This is a genomic window from Streptomyces sp. 2323.1 (assembly GCF_900221035.1).
Classification (GTDB): domain Bacteria; phylum Actinomycetota; class Actinomycetes; order Streptomycetales; family Streptomycetaceae; genus Streptomyces; species Streptomyces sioyaensis.
Window position 1 is genome coordinate 6,134,343 of sequence record NZ_LT907981.1, and the last position, 25,191, is coordinate 6,159,533.

Genomic DNA, 25,191 nt, shown 5'->3' on the forward strand with positions numbered 1-25,191 from the left:
CTCGACGCCGTGGAAGGTCTCGACGCACTCACCCGGTCCCTCGCCCGGCGCACCCCCGAGCAGCTCGCCGCGCTCCTCACGCGCCACGCCGAGCCGCTCGCCCGCCGCCCCGCACCCACCGAACTCCGCGGCCTGGCAAGCGCCTTGTGGTCGTACGAAACCCTCCACCAACTGGTGGTGCATCTCGACCACCCCCGCCTGACGGTGCTCGCCACCGCCGCCCGCCTCAGCCAGGAGCGCGCCGGGCAGGCCGCCCCCGGACCCGCCGCCCCCGCCCCGGGCGCCGACTACCAGTCCCTGATGGCGCACCGGCTGTCCTTCGCGCATCTGGCCACCGAACCCGTCCCGGCCCAGGACGTGTTCGCCGCCCTCGACGCGACCTCGCCCGGCCCCACCCGCACCGCCGCCGAAGACGCCCTGCACGCCCTCTGCGACGACGGACTCGCCGCACCGGGCGAGGACGGCACGATCGTCGTCCCGCCCCGCGCACCGCAACTCCTCGCCGCCCACGACCTCGGCCCGTTCCTCGCCCACGCCCCACGGCCCGTCCCGGACGACGCCGCCGCCCCGGAAGAGCGCGCCGCAACCGTCCCCTCGACCTCACCGCACGATGAATCCCGGGCCGCCGTGGCGACCCTCGCCGCCACCGTGGAGCGCCTGCTGGCCTCTCTGGCGACCCAGCCCGCCGCTCTGCGCAAGTCGGGCGGGCTGGCCGTACGGGAGATCAAACGGCTGGCCAAAGCGGCCGGCGCCGACGAACCGCACACCCGCCTCCTCCTCGACCTCACCCTCGCCGCAGGCCTCATCGCCCTCACCCGCACCCCGTCCGGCATCACCGCCCTGCCCACCGGCGCCTACGACGACTGGCTCACCCGCCCGCCCGGCGCCCGCCTCGCCCCCGTACTGGCCGCCTGGTGCGACCTGTGGGACGTCCCCACCCACACCCCGTTCGGGGAGACCCCGACCGCACTGGTCCGCGGACACGACCGGCATGCGCCCGCCCTCCGACACGCCCTCCTCGCCGCCCTGGCCACCGTCCCCCTCGGCGCGGGCACGCCGCTCCCCGCGCTGCCGCTCAGCGAAGCCCCGCAGCGGGAGACGGACCGCCGCACCCCGTGGACGGACCTCCTCCGGGCAGCCGACTGGTACCGCCCCCTCGCCGTCACCCGCCTGCCGATGGCCGAGGAACGCGCCGCTCACACCCTCCACGAAGCCGCCTACCTGGGCCTGGCCGCCCACGGGACGCTCACCCCCCTCGGCCGTGCTCTGCTCACCGACCCGCAGTCCCTCGACGAGCCGCTCGCCGCACTGCTGCCGCCGCTCCTCGAACAGGCCCATTTCCAGGCCGATCTGACCGCCGTCGTCCCCGGCCGCCCCTCCGCCGCGCTCACCGGACTCCTCGCCTCCGCGGCCGACCGCGAATCCGAAGGCCACGCCGTGACCTGGCGCTTCACCCCGCACTCGGTACGCCGTGCGCTGGACTCCGGCCACACCGCCGCCACGCTCGTCGAAGACCTCACCCGCGCCTCGGTCACCGACACCCTGCCGCAGCCGCTCGGTTACCTCGTCCAGGACGCCGCCCGCGCCCACGGCCGGATGCGGGTACTGCCCGCCGCCTGCTGCATCCGCTCCGACGACGAAGCCCTCCTCAAGGAGCTCGCCGCGCACCGCGCGCTGCGCGCCCTCGGGCTGCGCGAGATCGCCCCGACCGTCCTGGTCAGCGGCCGGCCGCCGACCGCCACCCTGGACGCGCTGCGCGCCGCGGGCTATGCACCCGCCCTGGAATCCGACACCGGCACCACGACCGTCGAACGCCTCCCCGCCCACCGCGCCACGGCCCCCGCACCCATCCGAAATCCCCAGGCACCGCTCACCCTCGCCCAGCGTCTCCTGGGGTTCCCCACGCAACGCCAGCAGACGGGGGAGGACCGGCGGACCGCAACGGCCGGTGATACGTGACCTGTGGGACGGATCCGCCCCGGCCTGCGGCGCCCACGCAGCCTAGGCACGCATGCCACGCCGGCTGGCCGCGCCGTCACCGAGATCCTGCACGCCGTCGCCGTACACCTCGCCTTACACGCCGACCCGTGACGCTTGAGGTCTCGACATCACGGGCGGCCGGGCAGCCAATACGGCAGGAAGGACCGCCACCCCGCCGTACGGCAGGGCGCACCGCCACCAGCAGCGCCGTGGCGGGCGGTCCGCGGGCTGGCCCTGCTGGCGTGACGGAGGCCCGAGCAGCCCCGCGGTCCCGGCCTCAGCCCTCGCCCGCCTTCCGCCGGCTCGCCCCGCCGAAACGGCGCAGCGCCGTCGGCGCGAAGCCGAGCCGGCGCGGGAGTCGTCCGGGGACGGGCGCGGAGCCGGGGCGGGGGGACGGGGACGAGGGTTGCCCCGGGACGGGTGGCACCGCCGAGAGCGTGGCGGCAGGCAGCGCCGGGAGGGGGGATGCGGCACCGGCCGACGCCGGGGGGCGGGTGCCGGTGGCCGACGAGGGACCGGGCGTCGTCGGCAACGACCCCGCCGCCGGCCTCGGTGCCCCCTGCCGGGCCGGGGAACCGCCGGCCGCCGGGCGGCGCCGTGCCGTGCCCCGGAGCGCGTCGAGCGCGGCGGAGGGCCGCAGGAGCGGTGCGGCAGGAGCGGCGGGCGTGACGACATCGACGTACGAACGGCGGACGGCGGTGCGGCCGGTGCCGGGGAACGGGAGCGCCTCGCCGGCCGCCAGGGCCCACGGTTCCTGAACGATGCGGCCGATGGCCCGCTGTGTCCTTTGGGCGAGTGCCGGGTCGTCCATCCCGTGGCGGCGCAGTACCCGGCGCAGCGCGGTGGCCCCGTGGGCGGCCAGGGACAGTCCCTGACCGCAGTCTGCGGCGAGTGAGACCACGGCGCCACCGAGGACGATGAAGCCCGTGGGCCAGGACGCCAGCTGTTCATAGCGCCGCCGGCGGCCGGCCGTGTCGCGGGTCAGCCGCACCTCGCTCAGCGGCTCGGCGCCGGCGATGAGGTCGCCGATGAGGGGGCTGCAGCGTTGGGCGAACGGCACGAAGCGGCCCGCGTGTTCGGACGGCCGGTCGTCGCCGGTGCCGGTGAGCGTGACCAGCCAGCGGCCGCCCTCGATCGGGACCAGTGTCGCCGTCTTCCCGGGCAGCGCGCGCCGAGGTGCGAACGGCCCGGGAACCGGCTGGGTGAGCGGGGAATGGGCGGTGAGCACCGGGCAGTTCTCGGTGTCCTCAGGGGCGCGGAAGATACGGGTCGCCGAGACGATCCCGGCGTCCGAGACGTCCTCGGGGGCGGTGGGCAGCCCCAGTGCGGCCAGCCGGGACGGGGTGGTGGAATGGCGGCCCGTGGCGTCGATGACGAGGTCGGCATCGAGCCGGTACGTCCCGCCGCCGGTGGTGTCCCGGACCCGTACCCCGGTGATGTGTTCCGCGGTGCCGGTCAGCTCGGCTGCTTCGGTGCCGTCCAGGACGCTCACTCCGGGCAGGCCGGGCACCTGACGGCGGATGACCCGGTCGAGCAGATCGCGGGAGCAGGCCAGCAGATACTGCGAGTGCGGTCGCCGGCCTAACCAGCTCTTCGGGGAACGGTCGGCGAACCCGGCCGGCACCGGCATCCGGCGGGCCCCCTCGCCCAGCCACTGATCGACGCTGCCCGGCAGCAGCGCCTCGACCAGCCGGGCGCCGTCCCCCGTCAGCAGTTGGGCGTGCCGGGCCTGCGGAAGGTCCGTGGGCAGCGCAGGAGTCCGCGGCTCGCGCTCGACGACGATGACGTCGGCGTGACGGGACAGGGTGGCGGCGGCGAGCATGCCCGTGAAGCCGCCGCCGAGCACCACGGCGAGGTAGGGGTGGGTGAACTGGAGCCCGTTGCTGCTCGCAAAGCTCGACGCGTTCATGGGCAGTCCCTTTCTCGGCGGCGGAGCACGGTTCCCCGGCCGGCGCGCGACACATCCACGAAGGGCGGTGCCGCATACGGACGGGAACACCGGCGTGCGGCGGCGATGACGGCGTCGGTGGCGGCCGTGAAGGAAGCCGTCAGCGAGAACGGCAGGGACGCGGATACGGTCCGCAGGAGGCGCAGCGGCGCCGGCGGAAGCGGTAGTGCACGTTGGGGGTCCCGGCAGGCCGACGCGAACGCCGGCCTGCCGCCCCCCGATTTCCCCTTCATAAATCCCCCTCAGGCCGTGCCCGCCTTGCCCCGCGCACGGCCACCCCCTCCGCCACCCGCCCGTGTCACCGGGTGGGGCGGGCGAGCACAACTGCCTCGCGGAACGCGCTCGGCCCAGGGGGACGCAGCCGTCACATCTGGTCAACGGCGGACACCCTTCGGGATCGTAGGCTGCGGCGATCACATCCGACAGCCGCGTGTGCACGAGAGACGCGTGGCAGCCACCCCGGGGATACCGAGGGGTAGATCCGATGCAAAGTGGCGCAATGGGCGGAAATCGCTGCGGGGGTTTCTCGCGTCGCGAGAAAGCAGGGCGAAAAATTTCACCAGGAGAAGGGTGGCGGCGCCGGAAGCCTCTCATGGTTGGCGCGAAATGATCGGATAACCGCGGGCACTTGGCCGGCCTGCCTACCCTGTGCGGGCACCGCACTGGAGAACCAAAGGGAGAGTCGTGCGCGCGATTGTGATGCGAGAATTCGGCGGTCCGGACGTGCTGCGGCTCGAGGACGTTCCCGAGCCCGCGCCCCGCGCCGGCCACTCGCTGGTCGAAGTCGCCCTGGCCGGTATCAACTACGCGGATGTGCACGTACGGGGGGACTCCTACCTCGCGCCCGTCGAGCTGCCGTACGTTCCCGGCAACGAGGTCGTGGGGACGGTGGACGGCACCCGGCGCGTCGTCGGGCTGTGCCGTGGCGGCGGATACGCGGAGCGGGCGCTGCTGCACCGCCGGGTCACCTGGGACGTCCCCGACGCCGTCAGCGACGAACAGGCCGTCGCGCTGGCGCTGCAGGGCAACAGCGCCTGGCATCTGCTGTTCACCTCGCTGCGCCTCACCAAGGGCGAGACCGTCGTCGTGCCGGCCGCGGCGGGGGGTGTCGGTTCGCTGGCCGTCCAGCTCGCCGCGCACGCCGGGGCCAAGGTCATCGGACTCGCGGGCTCCCCGGAAAAGCGCAAGCTGGCCGAGGAGTTGGGTGCCTACGCGGTGGTCGACTCGACCGCCGAGGACCTGACCGAACGCATCCTGGACGCGGCCGGCGGCCCGGTCGCGGCGGCGCTGGAGATGACCGGCGGTGTCACCTTCGAGCGGACCCTTGCCGCCGTCGCCCCGCGCGGCCGGCTGGCCGTGTACGGGTTCGCCGGCGGCGACCTGGCGAGCGTGCCGACCCGGGACCTGATGGAGCGGAGCATCACCGTCTCGGGCTTCTGGCTGCCGCAGCTCTACGCGGACCGTACGGCGCTGCCGACGTCCATGCAGGCCCTGTTCGACGCGGTCGTCGACGGCAGCCTCAGGCCGCTGACCGGCGCCGTCTACGGGCTCGGTGAGGCGGCGCAGGCGCACCGGGATCTCGCCGCCCGTACACCGACCGGGAAACTGGCCCTCGACGTCGCCCGGTAATTCCGGTAGCCCAGGGCGCCCGACGGGCAGAACGGCTGCGGGAGTGCACGCCGGGGCCGGCCGTCGGGAACCGTGGGCGACGGGGGAACCGGTTCGCACCGGAACAGCCGTGCGCCTTCGGGCGCGGACCATTGCCAGGGGAGAGAGCACACGATGGGCCACAGCACCACAGCCTCGGGATCGCGGGCTTCGGCCGCCGCACCCGACTCCGCTTCGGGCACCACGGCCAAGACGCCGGGGACCGCCAAGGCACCGGGGACCGCGGCCAAAGCGCCGGGCAGCAATGCCAAGCCGGGCAGCAATGCCAAGGCGCCGCGCACCACGGGCCATGCCAAGAAGCCCCGCCAGGCACCCAAGGGCGCGTCGTCCACGGGCTCCCGGACGTCGGGATCCGGCCATGCCGAGCGGGTCTTCCTCGTCCAGACGGCGTTCGCCGAACTCGGCGGCTCCGCCCACGGACCCGGTGAGATCGCCGAGTTCACCGGCCTGGACGACTCCGTCGTCTACCGCATCCTGCAGTCCGGTATCTACCAGCGGATCTTCGAGCGGGTGGACCGCGGCCTCTACCGGCTGCGGACCTCGGCCGCCCAACTCGCCTTCACCGCGCTCGACCACCGTCTCGACGGCGCCCAGGCGGTCCTCCGCGACCTGCGGGAGGCCACCGACGGGGGGCTGGCGTTCCTCTACATGGTGGCGCCCTTCTCCGGTGCGCAGCGGCAGTGCGTCGACATGGCCGTCGGCGACTCCGACCTCGCGGAGCTGGGCATGACGCCGCGCGATGTGCTGTCCGTGACACGTTCCCTGCGCACCGGTGCCTCCGGGCGCACGATCCTCGCCTACCTGCCGGAGGTGCTGCAGCAGCGGGTGCTGGCCGAGCCCGTCCCCGACCAGGCCGGACCGGGCGTCTACCGGGACAACGACGCGCTGGTGGCGTCGCTCGCGGAGGTGCGCGACCTCGGCCATGCGCTCGGGTATGAGGAGTGCATGGCCGGGTGGAACTCCTGCGCGGCGCCGATCATGTGGGACGGCTCCATCATGGGAGCGGTCCTGCTGCTCAAGCTCAAGTCCGTCATGCCGGTGGCCCCCGAGAGCGTCATCGAGGCGACGAAGGAGGCGGCGGCCGTACTCAGCCGCTACGGAGCCGCCCGGCCGTCCGCGGACCAGGCCTGAACCACGGCACCGGGCCGCCGGCCCGCCCATGAACCGGTCCGCGTCATCCGGGCGGCACCTGCCGCCCGGGGGCGGACCCACGGCACTCGAGGAGGTCTGATGGAACCGGAGTTGGCGGCGCTCGCCGCGGCGGGGGCGACGACGCTGGTGCAGCAGATGGCGACGGACGGCTGGGCGACGGTCCGCCGCAGAATGGCGGCCTTCCTCGCCCGGCGGCGGGACACGGCCGACGAGGAGGTCCTCGCCGGCGAGCTGGAGGTCTCGCGCGCCGATCTGGCGGCGGCCCGGGAGGAGGGCGACGAGAGCGGGGCGGCCGGGGTGACCGCGTTCTGGCAGCTGCGGCTGCGGCGGATGCTGAGCGAGGATCCGGCCGCGGCGGCCGAACTGCGCGCGCTGCTCGACGAGGTGGCCCCCGAAACGGAGCGCGGAGGGGTGCGGGAGGTGCACAACACCGTCAGCGGCGGGGTGCATCACGGTCCGGTGATCCAGGCCGGCGTCATCTCCGGGTCCCACTTCACCACCGGGCCGAACCCGCCGCTGCCGGGCTGACACGGGACGCTCCCGCGCCGCGCATCCGTGCAGAATGGCGGGGTGCGGCTCGAAGCGATCACCTGGGAACGGCTCACCGACGCGCTCGCCGAGCGCCTCGTCGCGATGCCGTCGAAGGACGGGAGCCCCTGGCTGCGGGTGGCCGTCGACGGGGCACCCGCCGCCGCGCCGGGCGAGCTGGCCGGCCGGCTCGCCGAGGCGCTGCGGGTGCGGGGGCGGGCGGTGCACAAGGCCGGCGCCTTCGGCTTTCTGCGCCCCGCCTCGCTGCGGCTCGAATACGGCCGCGAGGACCCCGACGCCTTCCACGACGAGTGGTTCGACCGGCAGGCGCTGTGGCGGGAGGTGTTCCAGCCGCTGGATCCGGGCGGCACCGGGCGGGTGCTTCCCGATCTGTGGGATCCGGCGGCGGACCGGGCGACCCGCAGCGGATACGTCGAACTTCCGCCCGGCGGCGTCCTGTTGCTCCACGGACCGCTGCTGCTCGGTCACTGGTTCCCCTTCGATCTCTCGGTGCATCTGAAGCTGTCGCCGGCCGCACTCGCCCGCCGCACCCCGGAGGCCGAGCGCTGGACGCTGCCCGCCTTCGCGCGCTACGAGGCCGAGACCCGGCCCGAGGAGGCGGCGGACATCGTCGTACGGGCCGACGATCCCCGCCGTCCGGCCTGGAGCGGGGCGTCCTGAGCGCCCGGCTCGTCCTGAGGCCTGGTTCGTGTGGAGCGCCGGGCCCGGCCTGGGCGCCCGCCCCTCCTCAACGCCCGGCCCGGCCCGGGCGCCCGGGCTCACCGAGACGACCGTGCCCTGCACCGTCACCTCGTAGAACTCGTGGGCGCCGCCGCCCTCTTGCGACAGCTCCGGATTCGTCGTGCCCTCGGACATGGTGATCCCTTCCACGGCCGTCCCCCGCTGGAAAAAACCGTACGGCCGACCACTGACAACGGATCGGGGAGCGTCGATCGAGGGCCGCTGATCAGCGCGTTCGCGACGGCGGTTAGCGTGCACCCGTGACGACTTCATTCAATGCACCCGATGAGTCCCCCGCGCTGCCCGGCAGTCAGGGGCCGGCCGCGACCGTGGAGGCGCGGCCGCGCTCCGTCGGCACCGTGACCATGACCTATGCGCCCGACCCCGACGGCGACCCGGACCCCGGAGAGATCGTGTGGACCTGGGTGCCCTACGAGGAGAACGACGGCCGCGGCAAGGACCGTCCGGTGCTGGTCGTCGCCCGTGAGTCGGCCGGAACGCTGCTGGCCGTGCAGTTGTCCAGCAAGCGGCACAACAACGACCGGGAATGGGTGCCCCTGGGCACCGGCCCGTGGGACCGCGCGGGGCGCGACTCCTGGGTGGCCGTGGACCGGGTGCTGCGGGTGCACCCGGACGGGATGCGACGCGAGGCCTGCGCACTGGACCGGGGACGCTTCAACCTCGTGGTCAACCGGCTGCGCGAGCGCTACGGCTGGCGCTGACGGCCGTATGGGGCGTCAGGCGTCCGCCAGGGCCAGAAGCTTGGTGACGGTGTTCCAGTTACGGGCGGTGGCCGTCACCCCGAGCCGGGCGCGGCTCACGGTCTCGGCGAGCTTGGAGCGGCCGATGCCGCCGGGGCACCACAAATACAGTTCGCGCCCGATCAGCCGGTACTGATCGGGCGCGAACGCGGCACGGTCGAGCGCGTCGAGCCGCGAGGTGTCGGCAGGCACCGCGGACAGGAACGTCACATGCAGGCTCTTGGGCTCCGGCACGGCCTGCGGGAACGGATTCGCGGTGACGACCGCGGCCAGCTCGTCGCGGGTCCGCACGACGACCGGCACCGTCAGCCCGAGTTCGGCGGCGATCCCGTCGTGCAGCATCCGGGCCGTCTCCTCCGGCGGCGTACCGGGGTCGGCGAAGACGATATTGCCGGTCTGCAACAGGACCGAGACCTCCTTCAGACCCAGGGACTCGGCCAGCTCCAGCTGCCGGGCCTTGGGGAAGGAGTTGTGTCCGCCGACGTTGATGCCGCGGAGCAGAGCGATCTGACGGGACATGACGCTGCCATTCGTGGGAGCCGGACTCGGTACGGACGGACGACGGTCGGAATCAGAAGAGCGGGGCGGGCAGCACACCTTCCAGGGCCAGCAGCAGGCGTTTGGTCTCCAGACCGCCGCCGAAGCCGCCGATCCCGCCGTCACTGGCGACGACACGGTGGCAGGGCACGACGACCGGCAGCGGATTGGAGCCCATCGCGGCGCCCACCGCGCGGGCGGCGCCCGGCTCCCCGACCCGGTCGGCGAGGTCCTGATAGCCGACGACGCCGCCATAGGGGACGTCCGTGGCCAGGACCTGCAGGACGCGGGCGGCGAAGCCGGAGGACAAGGACCAGTCCAGCGGGACGGTGAAGGCCCGCAGCCGACCGGCGAAATAGGCGGACAGCTCGGTGGCGGCCGTCGCCAGATGCGGTATGCCGCTGAGCGGAGGTCCGCCGAAGAACTGCTCCAGACGGGTCAGCGCGCGGCGGGCCGTGCGCTCGTCGGCATGGAAGGCGACCTGGACCAGGCCCGTGCGGGTCGCGGCGAGCAGCAGCGGACCGATGGGGGTCTCCAGCCGCGTCCAGGCCCAGTCGCGCCGGGCCGCCGCCGGCTCCGGCGCTGGGTCCGGCCCGGTCGCCGACGGGGAATCCTGCTCTGCGTACGTCACCTGTTCAGGGTAGGACGCACCACTGACAATGCGCCGGGGCCAGGCGCCCGCCCCCGGTCCGCTCCCGGCGCTCAGTCGTCCTCGTCGTCACTGCCCTCCACGACGTCCCGCACCACGTCCGGCTTGTTGGTGATGATGCCGTCGACGCCCAGGCCGGCGACCTTGAGCGCGGTCGCCGGGTCGTCGACGGTCCAGGTGTACAGGTCCAGCGGCCGGCGGTGCGGGCCCTTCAGCCCGTGGACGGCGGCCACGTAGTCCCGGGTGACCACCGTGTGGACGGGGTTGATCTGGTCGCAGTACTTCGCGAACTTCGGGAGGTCGGCGACGGAGGGATTGCCGAGGAAACCCGTCCTGATGTCCGGCCGCAGGGTGTGCACGGTCTTGAGGGTGTCGGCGTTGAAGCTCTGGATGATCAGCCGGCGCTTGACGTGTGAGCTGCTCAGCCAGCCCTCGCTGCGCAGCTCCTTCAGGGTCTGCCGCTCGATGCCGGGGTAGAGCTCCGGAGACTTCAGCTCCATCAGCAGGCTCTGGTCGTTGTGCTCGACCTCGTCCATGTAGTCCTCCAGGGTCGGCACCCGCTCCCCTTTGAACTTCCGTCCGAACCAGCTGCCGGCGTCCAGTTTGTCGATCTCGCGCAGCGTGAAGTCCGACACGTTCCACGGGGAGCGGTCGGGGAAGACCTGCTCGACGTTGGTGGTCCGGGCGAGCGAGCTGTCGTGGAGGATGACCAGCTCGCCGTCCTTGGTGCGCTGGACGTCGTTCTCGACCCATTCGACCCCGAGCCGGGCGGCGGCGTCGATCGAGGCGAGGGTGTTCTCGGGCGCGTACGACGAGGCACCGCGGTGGGCGACCGCCACCGGAGGGTGTCCGTGCGGTGCTGCCTGGGCGGCGGCCGGGGAGAGGGCGAGCGCGGACAGACCCAGGAGCGCACCGGCGGCACCGGCGGCGACGGGGCGAATACGCATACGGACTCCTCGTGACGTCGTGGACGTGAGCTGACGTGAAGTGACGTGAACCGGGGTCGGACGGACAGAGGCTCGCAGCCGGGCCATAGCGGGAGGCGGTGGTGCGGTGGCGGGGCGCTGAACGAGAAGCGGCCGGTGTTCGGTTCCGGAGCGTCGCGCAGTTGCAGGATGCCCGGACCAGCCGTGCCACAGACGTACGCTCCGACGCCGTCCAACTTGCCGGAGCCACGGCATCCGCGCATCTTGACCGATGATGCGTCACCCGTCGTGCTTCTGAACGGTTTTGGTCGCACACCGGCGGCGGCCGGCCCGCCGCGGCCGGCTCGCGTGCGGGCACCCGGCGGTCACGGCGCCGGACCGGGACCGGCCCGGGACCGGCCCGGGGAATCTGCCGGGTGCCCGGCGCCCCGCCCCGGCGGCGTTCCGCGGCCGGCGCCGCACCGACCCGAGCGGCCCCACGGGCCGTCCGCCATCCGCCGTCCCGCGCCCGCCGACCGCCGGGTGTCGCGGGCACGCGGGGACGCTCGCCTCCACACCACAAAACCGCAGGTCAGGGCATTTTTCGCGTCGATTGTCAGTGCGGGGTCGTACGGTGGATCCCATGCGGCCCGTATCAAAGATCGAACGCACGGTGGCGCCCTTCGAGGTCGTCAGCCCCTACCAGCCCAGCGGTGACCAGCCGACGGCCATCGCCGAGCTGGAGCAGCGCATCCGCGGGGGTGAAAAGGACGTCGTCCTGCTGGGCGCGACGGGCACCGGAAAGTCGGCGACCACCGCGTGGATGATCGAGAAGCTGCAGCGCCCGACGCTCGTCCTGGCGCCCAACAAGACCCTCGCGGCCCAGCTCGCCAACGAATTCCGCGAACTGCTGCCGAACAACGCCGTCGAGTACTTCGTCTCCTACTACGACTACTACCAGCCCGAGGCGTACGTCCCGCAGTCCGATACGTACATCGAGAAGGACTCCTCCATCAACGAGGAGGTCGAACGGCTGCGCCACTCCGCCACGAACTCGCTGCTCACCCGGCGTGATGTCGTCGTGGTCGCCTCGGTGTCCTGCATCTACGGCCTCGGTACACCGCAGGAGTACGTCGACCGGATGGTGCCGCTGAAGGTCGGCGACGAATTCGACCGCGACCAGCTGCTGCGCCGCTTCGTCGACATCCAGTACACCCGCAATGACGTGTCCTTCACCCGCGGCACCTTCCGGGTGCGCGGCGACACCATCGAGATCTTCCCGGTCTACGAAGAGCTGGCCGTGCGGATCGAGATGTTCGGCGACGAGATCGAGGCGCTGTCCACCCTCCACCCGCTCACCGGCGAGGTGATCAGCGACGACCAGGAGCTGTACATCTTCCCGGCCAGCCACTACATCGCGGGGCCCGAGCGCATGGAGCGGGCCATCGCCGGGATCGAGGCCGAGCTGGCGGACAGCCTCGCCACGCTGGAGAAGCAGGGCAAGCTGCTGGAGGCCCAGCGGCTGCGGATGCGCACCACGTACGACATCGAGATGATGCGTCAGATCGGTTCCTGCTCGGGCATCGAGAACTACTCCATGCACATGGACGGCCGCGAGCCCGGTTCCGCGCCCAACACCCTCATCGACTACTTCCCGGACGACTTCCTCCTGGTCATCGACGAGTCGCATGTCACGGTCCCGCAGATCGGCGCCATGTACGAGGGCGACGCCTCACGTAAGCGCACCCTCGTCGAGCACGGCTTCCGGCTGCCGTCGGCCATGGACAACCGGCCGCTGAAGTGGGAAGAGTTCCTCGAACGCATCGGGCAGACCGTGTATCTGTCCGCGACCCCGGGCCCGTACGAGCTGGCTCGCGGGGACGGCTTCGTGGAGCAGATCATCCGTCCGACCGGCCTGGTCGACCCGGAGGTGGTGGTCAAGCCCACCGACGGACAGATCGACGACCTGGTGCACGAGATCCGCGCCCGCACGGAGAAGGACGAGCGCGTCCTGGTCACCACCCTCACCAAGAAGATGGCCGAGGACCTCACCGACTACTTCCTCGAGCTCGGCATCCAGGTCCGCTATCTGCACAGCGACGTGGACACCCTGCGCCGTGTGGAGCTGCTGCGCGAGCTGCGATCGGGTGAGTACGACGTCCTGGTGGGCATCAACCTGCTGCGCGAGGGCCTCGACCTCCCCGAGGTCTCCCTGGTGGCCATTCTGGACGCCGACAAGGAGGGCTTCCTGCGGTCCGGTTCGGCGCTCATCCAGACCATCGGACGTGCGGCGCGCAATGTCTCCGGCCAGGTGCACATGTACGCCGACAAGGTCACCCGGGCGATGGAGAAGGCCATCGACGAGACCAACCGCCGCCGGGAGAAGCAGCTGGCGTACAACAAGGCGAACGGCATCGACCCGCAGCCGCTCCGCAAGAAGATCGGCGACATCGTCGCCACCATCGCCCGGGAGGAGATCGACACCCAGGAGCTGCTGGGCTCGGGCTACCGCCAGGCCGCCGAGGCCAAGGACGCCAAGGGCAAGGCACCGGTCCCGGCGCTCGGTGCGAAGGGTGCGAAGGGCAAGGGCGGCAAGGGAACGGCGACGCTGACGGACCGTCCCGCCGCCGAACTGGCCGAGCTCATCGAGGAGATGACGGAGCGGATGCGGGCCGCCGCGGCCGAGCTGCAGTTCGAGGTCGCCGCCAGGCTCCGCGACGAGGTCGGCGAACTGAAGAAGGAGCTGCGGCAAATGAGGGAGGCCGGGGTGAAGTAAGGGGGCGGCATCGGCTGAGGGGGAGTGAGAACCGGGCGGTGCGCGGCCGGTCCGTCCGGAGGGGGCCCGCATCCGCTGCGATGCGGCATCACCCCAAGTGAACGGGGTGTGCCCAGCGGCTCCCGGTGTGTTGCAGAAACGCCACAAAAGGCGAGCCAGAGTCTCTCCCGGCACGCCGTCGTGCATAGGGTCGAAGGGGCCGCCGGAGAGGCTGGGCGGGACAGTACAGAGAGGGGACGGCGCGTGTCGGTCAATTTGTCCAAGGGGCAGGGCATCAGCCTGGAGAAGTCCGACGGCGGAAGCCTGACCGCGGTGCGGATGGGGCTGGGGTGGCGCTCGGCGCCGCGCCGCGGGCTGTTCGGGAGGCGGACCAGCGAGATCGACCTCGATGCCTCGGCGGTGCTGTTCGCCGAGAAGAAGCCCATAGACGTCGTCTTCTTCCAGCACCTGACCAGTGATGACGGCGCGGTCCGGCACACCGGCGACAACCTGGTCGGCGGTGCGGGCAAGGGCGGTGACGACGAGGCGATCCTGGTGGACCTGGCGCGGGTGCCGGTGCACATCGACCAGATCGTGTTCACCGTCAACTCCTTCACCGGCCAGACCTTCGCCGAGGTGCAGGACGCCTTCTGCCGCCTGGTGGACGAGACCACCGGCGAGGAGCTCGCCCGCTACACCCTCACGGGCGGCGGCAACTACACCGCACAGGTCATGTCCAAGGTGCACCGGGTGGGCGGCGGCTGGCAGATGACCGCCATCGGTGAGCCCTCCGTCGGCCGCACCTTCCAGGACCTCGTGCCGGCGATCCTGCCGCACCTGTAGCCACCACACCGCGGCAGCGCGCACCGGGCCGCGCCGCCGTCGGCTCCGGGCCCGCCGCCCGGGCCCGGCCCGGGGACGCGCCACGACAACCAGGGGGAACACCGATGACGGCCGAGCTGGTCCGGGGGCAGAACCATCTGCTGGACCGGACGCGGGTGGAGATCCGGGTGGCGGCGGGCGGCCCCGTCGTCGCGGGGGTCACGCTCGGCGACGCACAGGGCAGGCTCTCCGGCGTCGAGGCGGTGGCGCATCCGGGTGCACCCCGGCGCACCGGTATCGAGGTTCCCCGTCAGGCGGCCGCCGAGCACCGCATCGCGGTGGATCTCGACGCGCTGCCCGCGGCCGTCCACCGGGTCAGCGTGCTGCTGGCGCTGCCCAGCACTACCGGTGCGCTGCCCACCTTCGGTGCGGCCGCCGCGCCCGCCGTCGCGGTGACCGGCCTCGACGGCACCGCCCTCGCGCGCTACACCCTCACCGGACTGGACGCCGAGTCCGCCGTCGTCGCCGTGGAGCTCTACCGCAGGCAGGGCGCCTGGAAGGTGCGTGCCGTGGGCCAGGGCTACGCCGGCGGCCTCCCGGCGATGCTGCACGACCAGGGGCTGCCGCAGGCGGCGGAGCTGGCCGCGGAGATCGAGCAGGCGGTCGGCCTGGGGCAGGCCCGCGCGGTCCCCGCGCCTGCCCCCGTGGCGGCAGGCCGTTCCGAACGGCCCGTCACCGGCCCGGTCGTCCCGCCCGCCGGGGACCGGCCGTCCTCCTCCGCGCCCCGCACGACATCTGACGACCCGGCAGCCTCGGCACACGGCGCCGGACACACAGCAGAGCCGACGGCCGCAGCCGCCCCCGGAGCTGAGACGGATGCCGCCTCGCCCGCCGCCGCCCCCGTCGACTACCGGCACCCCCGGCGCCGCAGCACCCCCACACCGCCCGACCCTGCTCCGTCCCCCGCGGCCACGCCGAGCGCGCCGGCCACCGCCCCCGCCGCGGCCACCGTCCCCGCCGCGGCCACCGTCCCCGCCGCGGCCACCGTCCCCGCCGCGGCCGACGGCCCCGCGCAGCCGGTGGCCGGTGACGCCGCCGGCTGGAGCATGGAAGAGCGGCTCTACAACCAGGTCTGGGGCATGTTCGAGGACCTGGCCCGTTCCGTCGCCGCCTACCGCAGCGCCGCCGACTTCGCCGCGTCCCGTATGGAGCAGGAGCTCGACGAGGCCCTGGCCGACCCGCGCAACCGCCTCGGTACGGCCGGCGATGTCGCCCGTGCCACCGCCCGCGACCGGCACGCCACCCTCGTGACCCAGGCCCGGGCCGCGCTCGACCGCGACCTCGGCCAGCTGGTGGCCGAGTCGCAGGTCGTGGAGCCCGCGCTGCCGCCGGCCTTCGCCCGCTGGGACAGCCCCGTATGGCACGGCTACCAGGCGCCCCAGGAGCGGCCGATGGCGCTGCGCCTGGGCGATCTGCACCTCCCGGAGGTCCTGGACCTGCGCATTCCCATGCTCGTACGACTCCCGCTGGAGCGCGGGCTGTGGATCGACAGCGGGCCCGCTGCCCTGGTCCACGGCGGCCCGGACCCGGAGCGCGAGGTCGGCCGCCGGGAGCTGGGCAGCGCGCTCACGGACGGCCCGCCCGACGAGGCCGAACTCGGCCGTCTGGCCATGGAGACGGCCGTCGCGATCGCCGCCCGGCTGCTCGCCGTCCACCCGCCCGGCGACTTCGCGGTCCAGGTCATCGACCCGGCCGGTACCGCGGCGCCCGCGCTCGCGCCCCTGGTGGAGAGCGGTGCGCTGCCCGCCCTCCCGGTGCCCGGAGCCCAGGGGGTGGCCTCGGTCCTGGAGGGGCTGACGCGGCGGGTCGACCTGGTGCAGATGGCCGTCCGCCATCGCGCCGCGGACTCGCTGCCGCCGGACCTCGACCCCGCCGAGCAGCTGCTGATCGTGCACGACTTCCCGCACGGCTTCGACGAACGTGCCCTCACCCGGCTCCGTTATCTGGCCGACGAGGGGCCGGCCGTCGGGGTGCATCTCCTGATGGTCGCCGACCGCGCACGGACCAGGGAGTACGGCCCGGTCCTGGACCCGCTGTGGCGCTCCCTGCTGCGGATCACTCCGGTCCCCGATGCGCACCTCGCCGACCCCTGGGTCGGCCATGCCTGGACGTATGAACCTCCGCTCGCCCCGGCGGGCAGTCAGGTGGTGCGTCAGGTGCTGGGGCAGCTCGCGGCCGCTCGTCGAACGCCCTGACCAGGCGCTTTACCTTTCTCTTTACTATTCATTGGGTTTCCTTTACTGTTCTTGGTGCGGAGGGGAGTATTCCCACGCGACGTACCCGTCATCACGGATTGCGAGTGTGACGAGATCCCGGGGCGTCGGTCCCGCCCCCTCGGGCGGACGGGACGGAAGAGACCTCCGGCAGCGACGACGCTGTGAGTGCCGTACGACTCTGCCGGAGGAGCAGTGGACGTTTCCCTGACCCTGTGGGTACTGACCATCCTTGGTCTGTGTGCCCTGATCGCCGCCGATTTCTTCATCGGCGGCCGCAAACCGCACGAGGTCTCCCTCAAGGAGGCCGGAATCTGGACCGGTGTCTGGATCGCGCTCGCCGCGCTCTTCGGCCTCGGGCTGCTGGTCTTCGGCGGCACCGCGCCCGCCGGGGAGTTCTTCGCCGGCTTCATCACCGAGAAGTCCCTGAGCGTCGACAACCTCTTCGTCTTCGTACTGATCATGGGGAAGTTCGCGGTTCCCGCGATCTACCAGCAGCGGGTGCTGATGGTGGGTGTGCTGATCGCACTCGTGCTGCGGGCCGGCTTCATCGGCGCCGGTGCCGCGATCATCGCCAACTTCTCCTGGGTGTTCTACCTCTTCGGCGCGTTCCTGATCTGGACCGCGTGGAAGCTCATCAAGGAGGCGCGCGCCGAGGAGGAGGACGAGGAGTTCGAGGAGAACCGCTTCCTGAAGATGGTCGAGAAGCGCTTCCCGTCGACCGACGCGTACCACGGGACCAAGCTGTTCATCGTCGAGAACGGCAAGCGGCTGATGACGCCGATGCTGATCGTCATGCTGGCGATCGGCACCACCGACGTCCTCTTCGCGCTGGACTCCATACCGGCGATCTTCGGCCTCACCCAGGACCCGTACATCGTCTTCACCGCCAACGCCTTTGCCCTGATGGGCCTGCGGCAGCTGTACTTCCTGATCGGCGGGCTGCTGAAGAAGCTGGTCCACCTCTCGTACGGCCTGTCGATCATCCTGGGATTCATCGGCGTGAAGCTGGTGCTGCACGCACTGCACGAGTCCGGGGTGGCCGTTCCGGAGATCAGTATTCCGGTCTCGCTGGGCGTCATCTGCGCCGTGCTGATCGTCACCACGATCACCAGCCTGCGTGCCTCGAAGAAGCAGGCCGCAGCCGAGACGGCGGCCAAGGAGAGCATCGACGCCTGAGGCCGCTCCCCGGCCCGTTGGGCAACGACGGCGCCCGGCCCGCTCCTTGTGGAGCGAGCCGGGCGCCGTCCCGTCGTCCCTACCAGCCGCGCTCGCGCCACTGCGCGAGCTGCGGCCGCTCCGCGCCGAGCGTGGTGTCGTTGCCGTGGCCCGGATAGACCCAGGTCTCGTCGGGCAGCCGGTCGAACAGCTTGCGCTGCACATCGTCGATCAGGCTGGCGAAGTTCTCGGCATTGCCGAAGGTGTTGCCGACGCCGCCGGGGAACAGGCAGTCTCCGGTGAACAGATGCGGGGCGCCGTGCGGGTCGTCGTAGACCAGCGCGATGCTGCCCGGTGTGTGCCCGACCAGATGACGCGCGGTCAGTTCGACCCGCCCGACGGTGAGGGTGTCACCGTCCTCGACCAGCACGTCCGTGGGGACGGGGATGCCCTCGGCGTCGTACCGTCCCGCATACGTCCGTGCGCCGGTCGCCTCGACCACCTCTTGCAGCGCGCCCCAGTGGTCACCGTGCCGGTGCGTGGTGACCACGGAGGAGATGCCGCTGTCACCGATCAGGGCGAGAAGCGTGTGCGGTTCGGCGGCCGCGTCGATCAGCATTTGCTCATCGGTCGCCCGGCACCGCAGCACATAGGCGTTGTTGTCCATCGGACCGACCGCGACCTTCGAGATCATCAGGTCGGTCAGCTCGTGCACGTCGGCCGGTCCGCCGACCTTCACTGCTCCGCTGTAGCCCATACGACCACTCTAGAGCGGCGGTACGGCGGGCAGCCCGGAGCCATGGCTGTCGAGTTTGCCGCCGTCACCGCGTCCGGTCAGCCAGCCGACCAGCGCGGTCGCCGGGCCCGTCACCACCACCGGCGCGGCCTCGCCGCCCGGCGCGGTGTCCCACCGCCCGGTGCGCCACCGGGCGCCGTCCTCGGCCCGCAGCTCCAGCGCGGGCAGATCCGGATGGCCGGCGAACTTGACCGTGCACAGAAAGGCCAGCTCGCTCTCGATGAACGCGGGCGACAGCTGTTCCACGGTGTGGCCGACGCCGAGGTCGACATGGTGCAGTTCGACCTCCGTCAGCCGGCGCATCGGCAGCCGGTCGGCCCGCTCGACGACGCCGTTGCGCATCTCGACCTCGAAGCCCCGGCGCGCCTCGGGCAGCGCCTCCATCGCCGCGTCGAAGCGTGCGGCCGTCTCCTCCAGGTCCGCCAGATGCGCCGTCAGCGGGCGGGCGGCGCCCCGCTCGATATCGTCCTCGCGCGCCTGGGCACTGGCGTACATCGGCGTCCGGACGTCCGTACGTGCCCAGGTCAGGAGGTTCCCCAGCGCGTCCGCGTTGCGGGCCAGATGGGCCAGGACATGGCCGCGGGTCCAGCCGGCGAGCAGCGACGGCTCGGCGATCGCCGCGTCGTCGAGCGTGCGCACCGAGTCCAGGAGCCGGCCGGTGGCTTCGCGGACGGCCGCCACATCGTGCGGGAAGTCGGGCAGGATGAGGGTCATGGTCCGACGCTAGCGCCGCCGGGGCGCGTGCGGGAGTCGGCCGGCGCCGATCGGGGCGTACGCGGGGGCGCGCCAGCCGGGGCGGGCGGCGCCCGGCAGCCGGGCCGGCGCCGCCCGCGACGGTCAGGCCGCCATGGCGTCCGGCAGGCCGAACCAGCGCCGGAGCGCGGCCGCCAGCTCCTCGCCCGTGTCCGGCCCGCCGGGGGAGTCCGCAGCCCAGGCGGTGCAGCCGTCCGGCCGTACCAGAAGGCCGGCCAGAGCGGGCCGCCCGGGGCAGTCCGCGGTGAGCAGACGTATCCGGTCGCCGTATCCCGTGGCGCGCTTGTGCACCTCGCCGTCCCCGGTGAGGTCGAGCAACAGCCCCTGCCCGCCCCGCAGCTGGTCCGCGAGCCGGGTGCCGTCGGAGAACTCCAGGTCGGGGGCGCTGCGGCCGGTCAGCGGGTGGTCGCCGGGCAGGTCGTAGCGCTGCTGGACGCCGGAGATCTTCTTGGCGAAGAACGTGGTGGCGGTGACCGTTCCCGCCAGTTCGGAGATCACCCCGCGCAGCGCCCGGGCGTGCGACTCCGGCCGCATCAGCGCCACTTGGGCCCGGGTCCACTCCAGCACCCATGCGCCCAGGGGGTGCCGCTCGGCCGTGTACGTGTCGAGCAGCCCCTCCGGCGCCCAGCCGCGCACCGTGGCGGCGAGCTTCCAGCCGAGGTTCATCGCGTCGCCGATGCCGAGGTTCAGCCCCTGGCCGCCGAACGGCGAGTGCACATGCGCCGCATCACCGGCCAGCAGCACCCGCCCCGAGCGGTAGTCGGGCACCTGCCGCGCATTGTCCGTGAACCGGGTCGCCGTGAGCACCTTGTGGATCCGCACGTCCGGCACCCCCGACACCCTTCGCAAGGAGGCCTCCAACTCCTCGGCGGTGACGGGGGATTCGCGGTCCTCGGGCGGCCCGTCGAACTCCACGGTGAGGATCCGGCCGGGGATCGGGCCGTGGGCGTACGTCCCGGTCTCGGTCCAGTTCCACCCGGTTCCCAGCGCCTCGGCGCCGGTCAGCTCCACCAGGGCCTGCCGGCCGGTGATCTCGGGCGCCGTGCCCGGGAACGGGAAGCCGGCGAGCCGGCGTACCGTGCTGCGGCCGCCGTCGCAGCCCACCAGCCAGCCGGTACGCAGCGACCCGTCCGAGGTGTGCACCCGCACGCCGTCCTCACCGGCGTCGAATCCGGTCAGGGTCACCCCGCGGCGCAGGTCCACCCCGAGTTCGGCGGCGCGGGCGTTGAGCAGTCGCTCCAGCGCCTCCTGCGGTACGAGACCGACCTCGCCGGCGGGCCCGGGGCCGTCGAAGTCCGGGTCGGACTCGTCCAGCAGGTCGCCGCGCAGCATGATGCCCGCGAAATGCCCGGCGAACTTCGGCGGCTGCCGCACCAGGGAGGCGCCGGCGGCCCGGCGCCCGCGTGCGAACGAGCTGAACTTCTCGAGGGCGGCGCGCTGTGCCTCGGCCAGGCCCGGCAGCATCCCGCGCCGGTAAAAGGCCTCCGCGCTGGGGGAGTTGATCGCCCCCGCCTTGATCGTGGTGCTCACCTCGGTCAGTCGCTCCAGGACGACCACGGGGACACCGGCCAGTGCGAGTTCGCAGGCGAGCATCAGCCCCACCGGGCCGCCCCCTGCCACTACTACGTCTGCGTCATGTTCCATGGCGTGAGTGTAGTGACTAAAAAATTGTTGCGGCTAAAAATTAGCTAGAATTCCGGCCATGGCGGAAGAGGAACGGCGCGGCGGTGCACGGATGGCGGGCGGGGGAGAGGCCGACGGCCGGCCGGGTGCGAACGGCGGCGGGCCGGGCGCGACCGGTGGCCGGCCGGGGGAGACCGGCTTCACCGCGGATGACGGGCGGCTGACGCTGCGCGAACGAAAGAAGCTGCGGACCCGGCAGCGGATCTCCGGCGAGGCCACGCTGCTCTTCATCGAGCGCGGCTTCGACCATGTCACCGTCGCCGAGGTGGCCCGCGCCGCCGAGGTGTCGACGATGACGGTCTTCAATTACTTCCCGCGCAAGGAGGATCTGTTCCTGGACCGGATCCCCGAGGCGCGGGAGCTGATCGTCCGCGCCGTCCGGGAGCGCGGCGCGGACGAGTCGCCGCTCGCCGCGCTGCGCGCCCTGGTGCTCGGGCTGCTGGCGGAGCAGCATCCGCTGTCCGCGGTGGGGGAGGGGTTCGAGCACTTCTGGCGCACGGTGCTGGACTCCCCGGCGCTGCGGGCGCGGGGCCGCGAGGCGGTCGAGGAGATGGAGGGCACCCTCGCCGCGCTGCTCGCCGAGGCCGCGGGCGGCGATGCGGACCGGCCCGGTCAGGACGCCCGGCTGGCCGCGGCGCTGATCATCGCGGGGGTCCGGGCGGCCTGTGCCGGCGCCGTGGCCCGGCAACTCGGGGGTGACCCGGTCGACGAGGTGGCCGTTGAGCAGGCGGAGGTGCTGCGGCGGACGTTCGATGCGCTGGAGCGGGCGCTGCCCGACGGCGCTTGAGGGACGAGTTTCCGCAGCGTACGGGCGTGCGGGCGGGGCGGGAAGAGAGTGCGGCCGCCACACGTTCGGATGAAGAGGGCTTGCGGCCCCCCTAAATCGAATGGGCGTGCTATAAGCTCGTGCGTGGCATCCCACAGACAGTGCCGCGGCGGGCCCCATACCCTGGGGCGGGGGCTCCGCTCCGCTTCGTCGCCTCTGCTCACCCATCGCGCGGCGGACGCAGGGCCCGCGGCCCCCGCCCCCCTCCAAGAAAGGTGCCGACCGGCGTGGCCGACCGTCTCATCGTTCGTGGCGCTCGCGAGCACAACCTCAAGAATGTCTCGCTCGACCTTCCCCGCGACTCCCTCATCGTCTTCACGGGGCTCTCCGGGTCGGGCAAGTCCTCGCTCGCCTTCGACACGATCTTCGCCGAGGGGCAGCGGCGTTATGTCGAGTCGCTCTCCTCCTATGCCCGGCAGTTCCTCGGGCAGATGGACAAGCCCGATGTCGACTTCATCGAGGGCCTGTCCCCCGCGGTGTCCATCGACCAGAAGTCGACCTCGCGCAACCCGCGCTCGACGGTCGGCACGATCACCGAGGTCTACGACTACCTCCGCCTGCTCTTCGCCCGTATCGGCAAGCCGCACTGTCCCGAGTGCGGGCGGCCGATCGCCCGGCAGTCGCCGCAGGCCATCGTCGACAAGGTGCTCGAACTCCCCGAGGGCAGCCGCTTCCAGGTGCTCTCCCCGCTGGTGCGCGAGCGCAAGGGCGAGTTCGTCGATCTCTTCTCCGACCTCCAGTCCAAGGGCTACAGCCGGGCACGGGTCGACGGGGAGACGATCCAGCTCTCCGAGCCGCCGAAGCTGAAGAAGCAGGAGAAGCACACCATCGAGGTGGTCGTCGACCGCCTCACGGTCAAGGAGTCCGCCAAGCGGCGGCTGACCGACTCCGTCGAGACCGCCCTCGGGCTCTCCGGCGGCATGGTCATCCTCGACTTCGTCGACCTGGACGTGGACGACCCGCAGCGCGAGCGGATGTACTCGGAGCATCTGTACTGCGCGTACGACGACCTCTCCTTCGAGGAGCTGGAGCCCCGTTCCTTCTCCTTCAACTCGCCCTTCGGCGCCTGCCCGGAGTGCACGGGCATCGGCACGCGCATGGAGGTCGACCCCGAGCTGATCATCCCCGACGAGGACCGTTCCCTCGACGAGGGAGCGATCCACCCCTGGTCGCACGGCCACACCAAGGAGTACTTCGGCCGCCTGGTCGGCGCGCTGGCGGACGCCCTCGGGTTCCGTACGGACATCCCCTGGGCCGGGCTGCCGGCCCGCGCCAAGAAGGCCCTGCTGAACGGCCACAAGACCCAGATCGAGGTGCGCTACCGCAACCGGTACGGCCGCCAGCGGGCCTACACCACGCCCTTCGAGGGTGCCGTGCCGTTCGTCAAGCGGCGGCACTCCGAGGCGGAGAGCGACAGCAGCCGGGAGCGCTTCGAGGGCTATATGCGCGAGGTGCCCTGCCCGACCTGTGAGGGCACCCGGCTCAAGCCGATCGTCCTCGCCGTCACGGTCCAGCAGAAGTCGATCGCCGAGGTCGCGGCCATGTCGATCAGCGACTGTGCCGACTTCCTGCGGGAGATGACGCTCGATGCGCGCGAGGAGAAGATCGCCGAGCGGGTCCTCAAGGAGGTCAACGAGCGGCTGAAGTTCCTGGTCGACGTCGGCCTGGACTACCTCTCGCTGAACCGCGCGGCCGGTACCCTCTCCGGCGGTGAGGCCCAGCGCATCCGCCTCGCCACCCAGATCGGCTCCGGCCTGGTGGGCGTGCTCTACGTCCTCGACGAGCCGTCGATCGGTCTGCACCAGCGCGACAACCACCGGCTGATCGAGACCCTGGTGCGGCTGCGCGACATGGGCAACACCCTGATCGTCGTGGAGCACGACGAGGACACCATCAAGGTCGCGGACTGGGTCGTGGACATCGGCCCCGGCGCGGGTGAGCACGGCGGCAAGGTCGTGCACAGCGGCCCGATGAAGCAGTTGCTGACCACCAAGGAGTCGATCACCGGTCAGTATCTGTCCGGCAAGAAGGCCATCGCGACCCCGGACATCCGGCGGCCCGCCGACCCGGCGCGGCGGCTGACGGTGCACGGCGCGAAGGAGAACAACCTCCGCGACATCGACGTCTCCTTCCCGCTCGGAGTGTTCACCGCCGTCACCGGCGTCTCCGGCTCCGGCAAGTCGACGCTGGTCAACGACATCCTCTACACCCACCTCGCGCGCGAGCTGAACGGCGCCAAGTCGGTGCCGGGCCGGCACACCCGGGTCGCCGGCGACGACCTGGTGGACAAGGTCGTCCATGTCGACCAGTCGCCGATCGGCCGCACCCCGCGCTCCAACCCGGCGACGTACACGGGCGTCTTCGATCATGTCCGCAAGCTCTTCGCGGAGACGATGGAGGCCAAGGTTCGCGGATATCTGCCGGGGCGCTTCTCCTTCAACGTCAAGGGCGGCCGCTGCGAGAACTGCTCCGGCGACGGCACCATCAAGATCGAGATGAACTTCCTGCCGGACGTCTATGTGCCGTGCGAGGTCTGCCACGGAGCGCGCTACAACCGGGAGACGCTGGAGGTCCACTACAAGGGCAAGTCCATCGCCGAGGTGCTGGACATGCCCATCGAGGAGGCGCTGAGCTTCTTCGAGGCGGTGCCGACCATCGCCCGGCATCTCAAGACGCTCAACGAGGTCGGCCTCGGGTACGTCCGGCTCGGGCAGTCCGCGCCGACGCTCTCCGGCGGTGAGGCCCAGCGCGTCAAGCTCGCCAGCGAACTCCAGAAGCGCTCCACGGGCAGCACGGTCTACGTCCTCGACGAGCCGACCACCGGTCTGCACTTCGACGACATCAGCAAGCTGATCAATGTGCTGTCCGGCCTGGTCGACAAGGGCAACACGGTGATCGTCATCGAGCACAACCTCGATGTGATCAAGACCGCGGACTGGGTCGTCGACATGGGCCCCGAGGGCGGCAACGGCGGCGGTCTGGTCGTCGCCGAAGGCACCCCGGAGGGCGTCGCGTCGATCCCGGCCAGCCACACCGGCAAGTTCCTGCGGGAGATCCTCGGCGACCGCGTCAGCGATGCCGCGCCGGCCGGGGCGTCCGAGAAGAACCCGGTGGCCAAGAAGTCCGCGGCGAAGAAGGCCCCCGCCAAGACGGCCGCCGCCAAGAAGACCGCCGCCAAGAAGACGACGGCGCGGGCCCGCCGGACCTGACGCCGACGGCGCGGGCCCGCCGGACCTGACGCCGACGGGGCGTTCCC

Annotated in this window: 19 protein-coding genes; 12 read left to right on the forward strand and 7 right to left on the reverse strand. The window is 72.2% G+C overall.

Going from position 1 to position 25,191, the window contains the following annotated elements; translation table 11 throughout:
- Positions 1–9: 9 nt before the first annotated feature.
- Positions 10–1,959, forward strand: coding sequence for a helicase-associated domain-containing protein (locus CPH93_RS37335; protein ID WP_096214267.1), 1,950 nt, complete (start codon positions 10–12; stop codon positions 1,957–1,959).
- A 298-nt stretch (positions 1,960–2,257) separates the two neighbouring features.
- Here the strand turns inward: CPH93_RS37335 and CPH93_RS26400 are convergent, their stop codons facing one another.
- Positions 2,258–3,889, reverse strand: coding sequence for an FAD-dependent monooxygenase (locus tag CPH93_RS26400; protein WP_096214268.1), 1,632 nt, complete (start codon positions 3,887–3,889; stop codon positions 2,258–2,260).
- Between the two features lie 723 nt (positions 3,890–4,612).
- Between CPH93_RS26400 and CPH93_RS26405 the strand changes: the two genes are divergently transcribed.
- From CPH93_RS26405 to CPH93_RS26425, 5 genes are all read left to right on the forward strand, one after another.
- Positions 4,613–5,557, forward strand: a complete 945-nt coding sequence (locus tag CPH93_RS26405) for a quinone oxidoreductase family protein (protein ID WP_096214269.1) — start codon at positions 4,613–4,615, stop codon at positions 5,555–5,557.
- A gap of 153 nt (positions 5,558–5,710) precedes the next feature.
- A complete protein-coding gene (locus CPH93_RS26410) occupies positions 5,711–6,727 on the forward strand; it encodes an IclR family transcriptional regulator domain-containing protein (protein WP_096214270.1) in 1,017 nt (338 codons plus the stop codon).
- Positions 6,728–6,826: 99 nt separating this feature from the next.
- Positions 6,827–7,276: a hypothetical protein gene (locus CPH93_RS26415; protein WP_096214271.1), complete on the forward strand. Its 450-nt coding sequence runs from the start codon at positions 6,827–6,829 to the stop codon at positions 7,274–7,276.
- Positions 7,277–7,318: 42 nt separating this feature from the next.
- The gene (locus CPH93_RS26420; protein WP_096214272.1) at positions 7,319–7,957 is read left to right on the forward strand and encodes a uridine kinase; all 639 of its coding nucleotides are present in this window, start codon (positions 7,319–7,321) and stop codon (positions 7,955–7,957) included.
- A gap of 320 nt (positions 7,958–8,277) precedes the next feature.
- Positions 8,278–8,739: a type II toxin-antitoxin system PemK/MazF family toxin gene (locus CPH93_RS26425; protein ID WP_096214273.1), complete on the forward strand. Its 462-nt coding sequence runs from the start codon at positions 8,278–8,280 to the stop codon at positions 8,737–8,739.
- 15 nt (positions 8,740–8,754) lie between these two features.
- Here CPH93_RS26425 and CPH93_RS26430 read toward each other — a convergent pair whose 3' ends face one another.
- From CPH93_RS26430 to CPH93_RS26440, 3 genes are all read right to left on the reverse strand, one after another.
- Complete coding sequence (locus tag CPH93_RS26430; RefSeq protein WP_096214274.1) at positions 8,755–9,297, reverse strand: DUF1697 domain-containing protein; 543 nt, start codon at positions 9,295–9,297, stop codon at positions 8,755–8,757.
- Between the two features lie 52 nt (positions 9,298–9,349).
- Positions 9,350–9,946 (reverse strand): methylated-DNA--[protein]-cysteine S-methyltransferase, encoded by a 597-nt coding sequence (locus tag CPH93_RS26435; RefSeq protein ID WP_096214275.1) that lies wholly within the window; start codon positions 9,944–9,946, stop codon positions 9,350–9,352.
- A 71-nt stretch (positions 9,947–10,017) separates the two neighbouring features.
- Positions 10,018–10,911 carry a glycerophosphodiester phosphodiesterase gene (locus tag CPH93_RS26440; RefSeq protein WP_093482629.1) on the reverse strand — a complete coding sequence of 298 codons (894 nt, stop codon included), beginning with the start codon at positions 10,909–10,911 and terminating at the stop codon, positions 10,018–10,020.
- A 601-nt stretch (positions 10,912–11,512) separates the two neighbouring features.
- Between CPH93_RS26440 and uvrB the strand changes: the two genes are divergently transcribed.
- The 4 genes from uvrB to CPH93_RS26460 all read left to right on the forward strand — a co-directional run bounded on the left by uvrB (position 11,513) and on the right by CPH93_RS26460 (position 17,898).
- Complete coding sequence (gene uvrB, locus CPH93_RS26445) at positions 11,513–13,645, forward strand: excinuclease ABC subunit UvrB (protein WP_093482628.1); 2,133 nt, start codon at positions 11,513–11,515, stop codon at positions 13,643–13,645.
- A gap of 243 nt (positions 13,646–13,888) precedes the next feature.
- On the forward strand, positions 13,889–14,467 hold the full coding sequence (locus CPH93_RS26450) for a TerD family protein (RefSeq protein WP_006606274.1): 579 nt from the start codon (positions 13,889–13,891) through the stop codon (positions 14,465–14,467).
- A 104-nt stretch (positions 14,468–14,571) separates the two neighbouring features.
- On the forward strand, positions 14,572–16,701 hold the full coding sequence (locus CPH93_RS26455) for a TerD family protein (RefSeq protein ID WP_096214276.1): 2,130 nt from the start codon (positions 14,572–14,574) through the stop codon (positions 16,699–16,701).
- Between the two features lie 213 nt (positions 16,702–16,914).
- Positions 16,915–17,898 carry a TerC family protein gene (locus CPH93_RS26460; RefSeq protein ID WP_093482626.1) on the forward strand — a complete coding sequence of 328 codons (984 nt, stop codon included), beginning with the start codon at positions 16,915–16,917 and terminating at the stop codon, positions 17,896–17,898.
- A gap of 79 nt (positions 17,899–17,977) precedes the next feature.
- Here CPH93_RS26460 and CPH93_RS26465 read toward each other — a convergent pair whose 3' ends face one another.
- The 3 genes from CPH93_RS26465 to CPH93_RS26475 all read right to left on the reverse strand — a co-directional run bounded on the left by CPH93_RS26465 (position 17,978) and on the right by CPH93_RS26475 (position 21,070).
- Positions 17,978–18,634, reverse strand: coding sequence for an MBL fold metallo-hydrolase (locus CPH93_RS26465; protein ID WP_093482625.1), 657 nt, complete (start codon positions 18,632–18,634; stop codon positions 17,978–17,980).
- Between the two features lie 9 nt (positions 18,635–18,643).
- Positions 18,644–19,387, reverse strand: a complete 744-nt coding sequence (locus tag CPH93_RS26470; protein ID WP_173909891.1) for a maleylpyruvate isomerase family mycothiol-dependent enzyme — start codon at positions 19,385–19,387, stop codon at positions 18,644–18,646.
- Positions 19,388–19,510: 123 nt separating this feature from the next.
- Positions 19,511–21,070 carry an FAD-dependent monooxygenase gene (locus CPH93_RS26475; RefSeq protein ID WP_096214277.1) on the reverse strand — a complete coding sequence of 520 codons (1,560 nt, stop codon included), beginning with the start codon at positions 21,068–21,070 and terminating at the stop codon, positions 19,511–19,513.
- A 58-nt stretch (positions 21,071–21,128) separates the two neighbouring features.
- Between CPH93_RS26475 and CPH93_RS26480 the strand changes: the two genes are divergently transcribed.
- Positions 21,129–21,896, forward strand: coding sequence for a TetR/AcrR family transcriptional regulator (locus tag CPH93_RS26480; protein ID WP_096214278.1), 768 nt, complete (start codon positions 21,129–21,131; stop codon positions 21,894–21,896).
- Positions 21,897–22,162: 266 nt separating this feature from the next.
- Entirely contained in the window at positions 22,163–25,144 is a 2,982-nt protein-coding gene (gene uvrA, locus CPH93_RS26485) for an excinuclease ABC subunit UvrA (protein WP_096214279.1), read from the forward strand.
- The last annotated feature ends 47 nt before the right edge of the window (positions 25,145–25,191 follow it).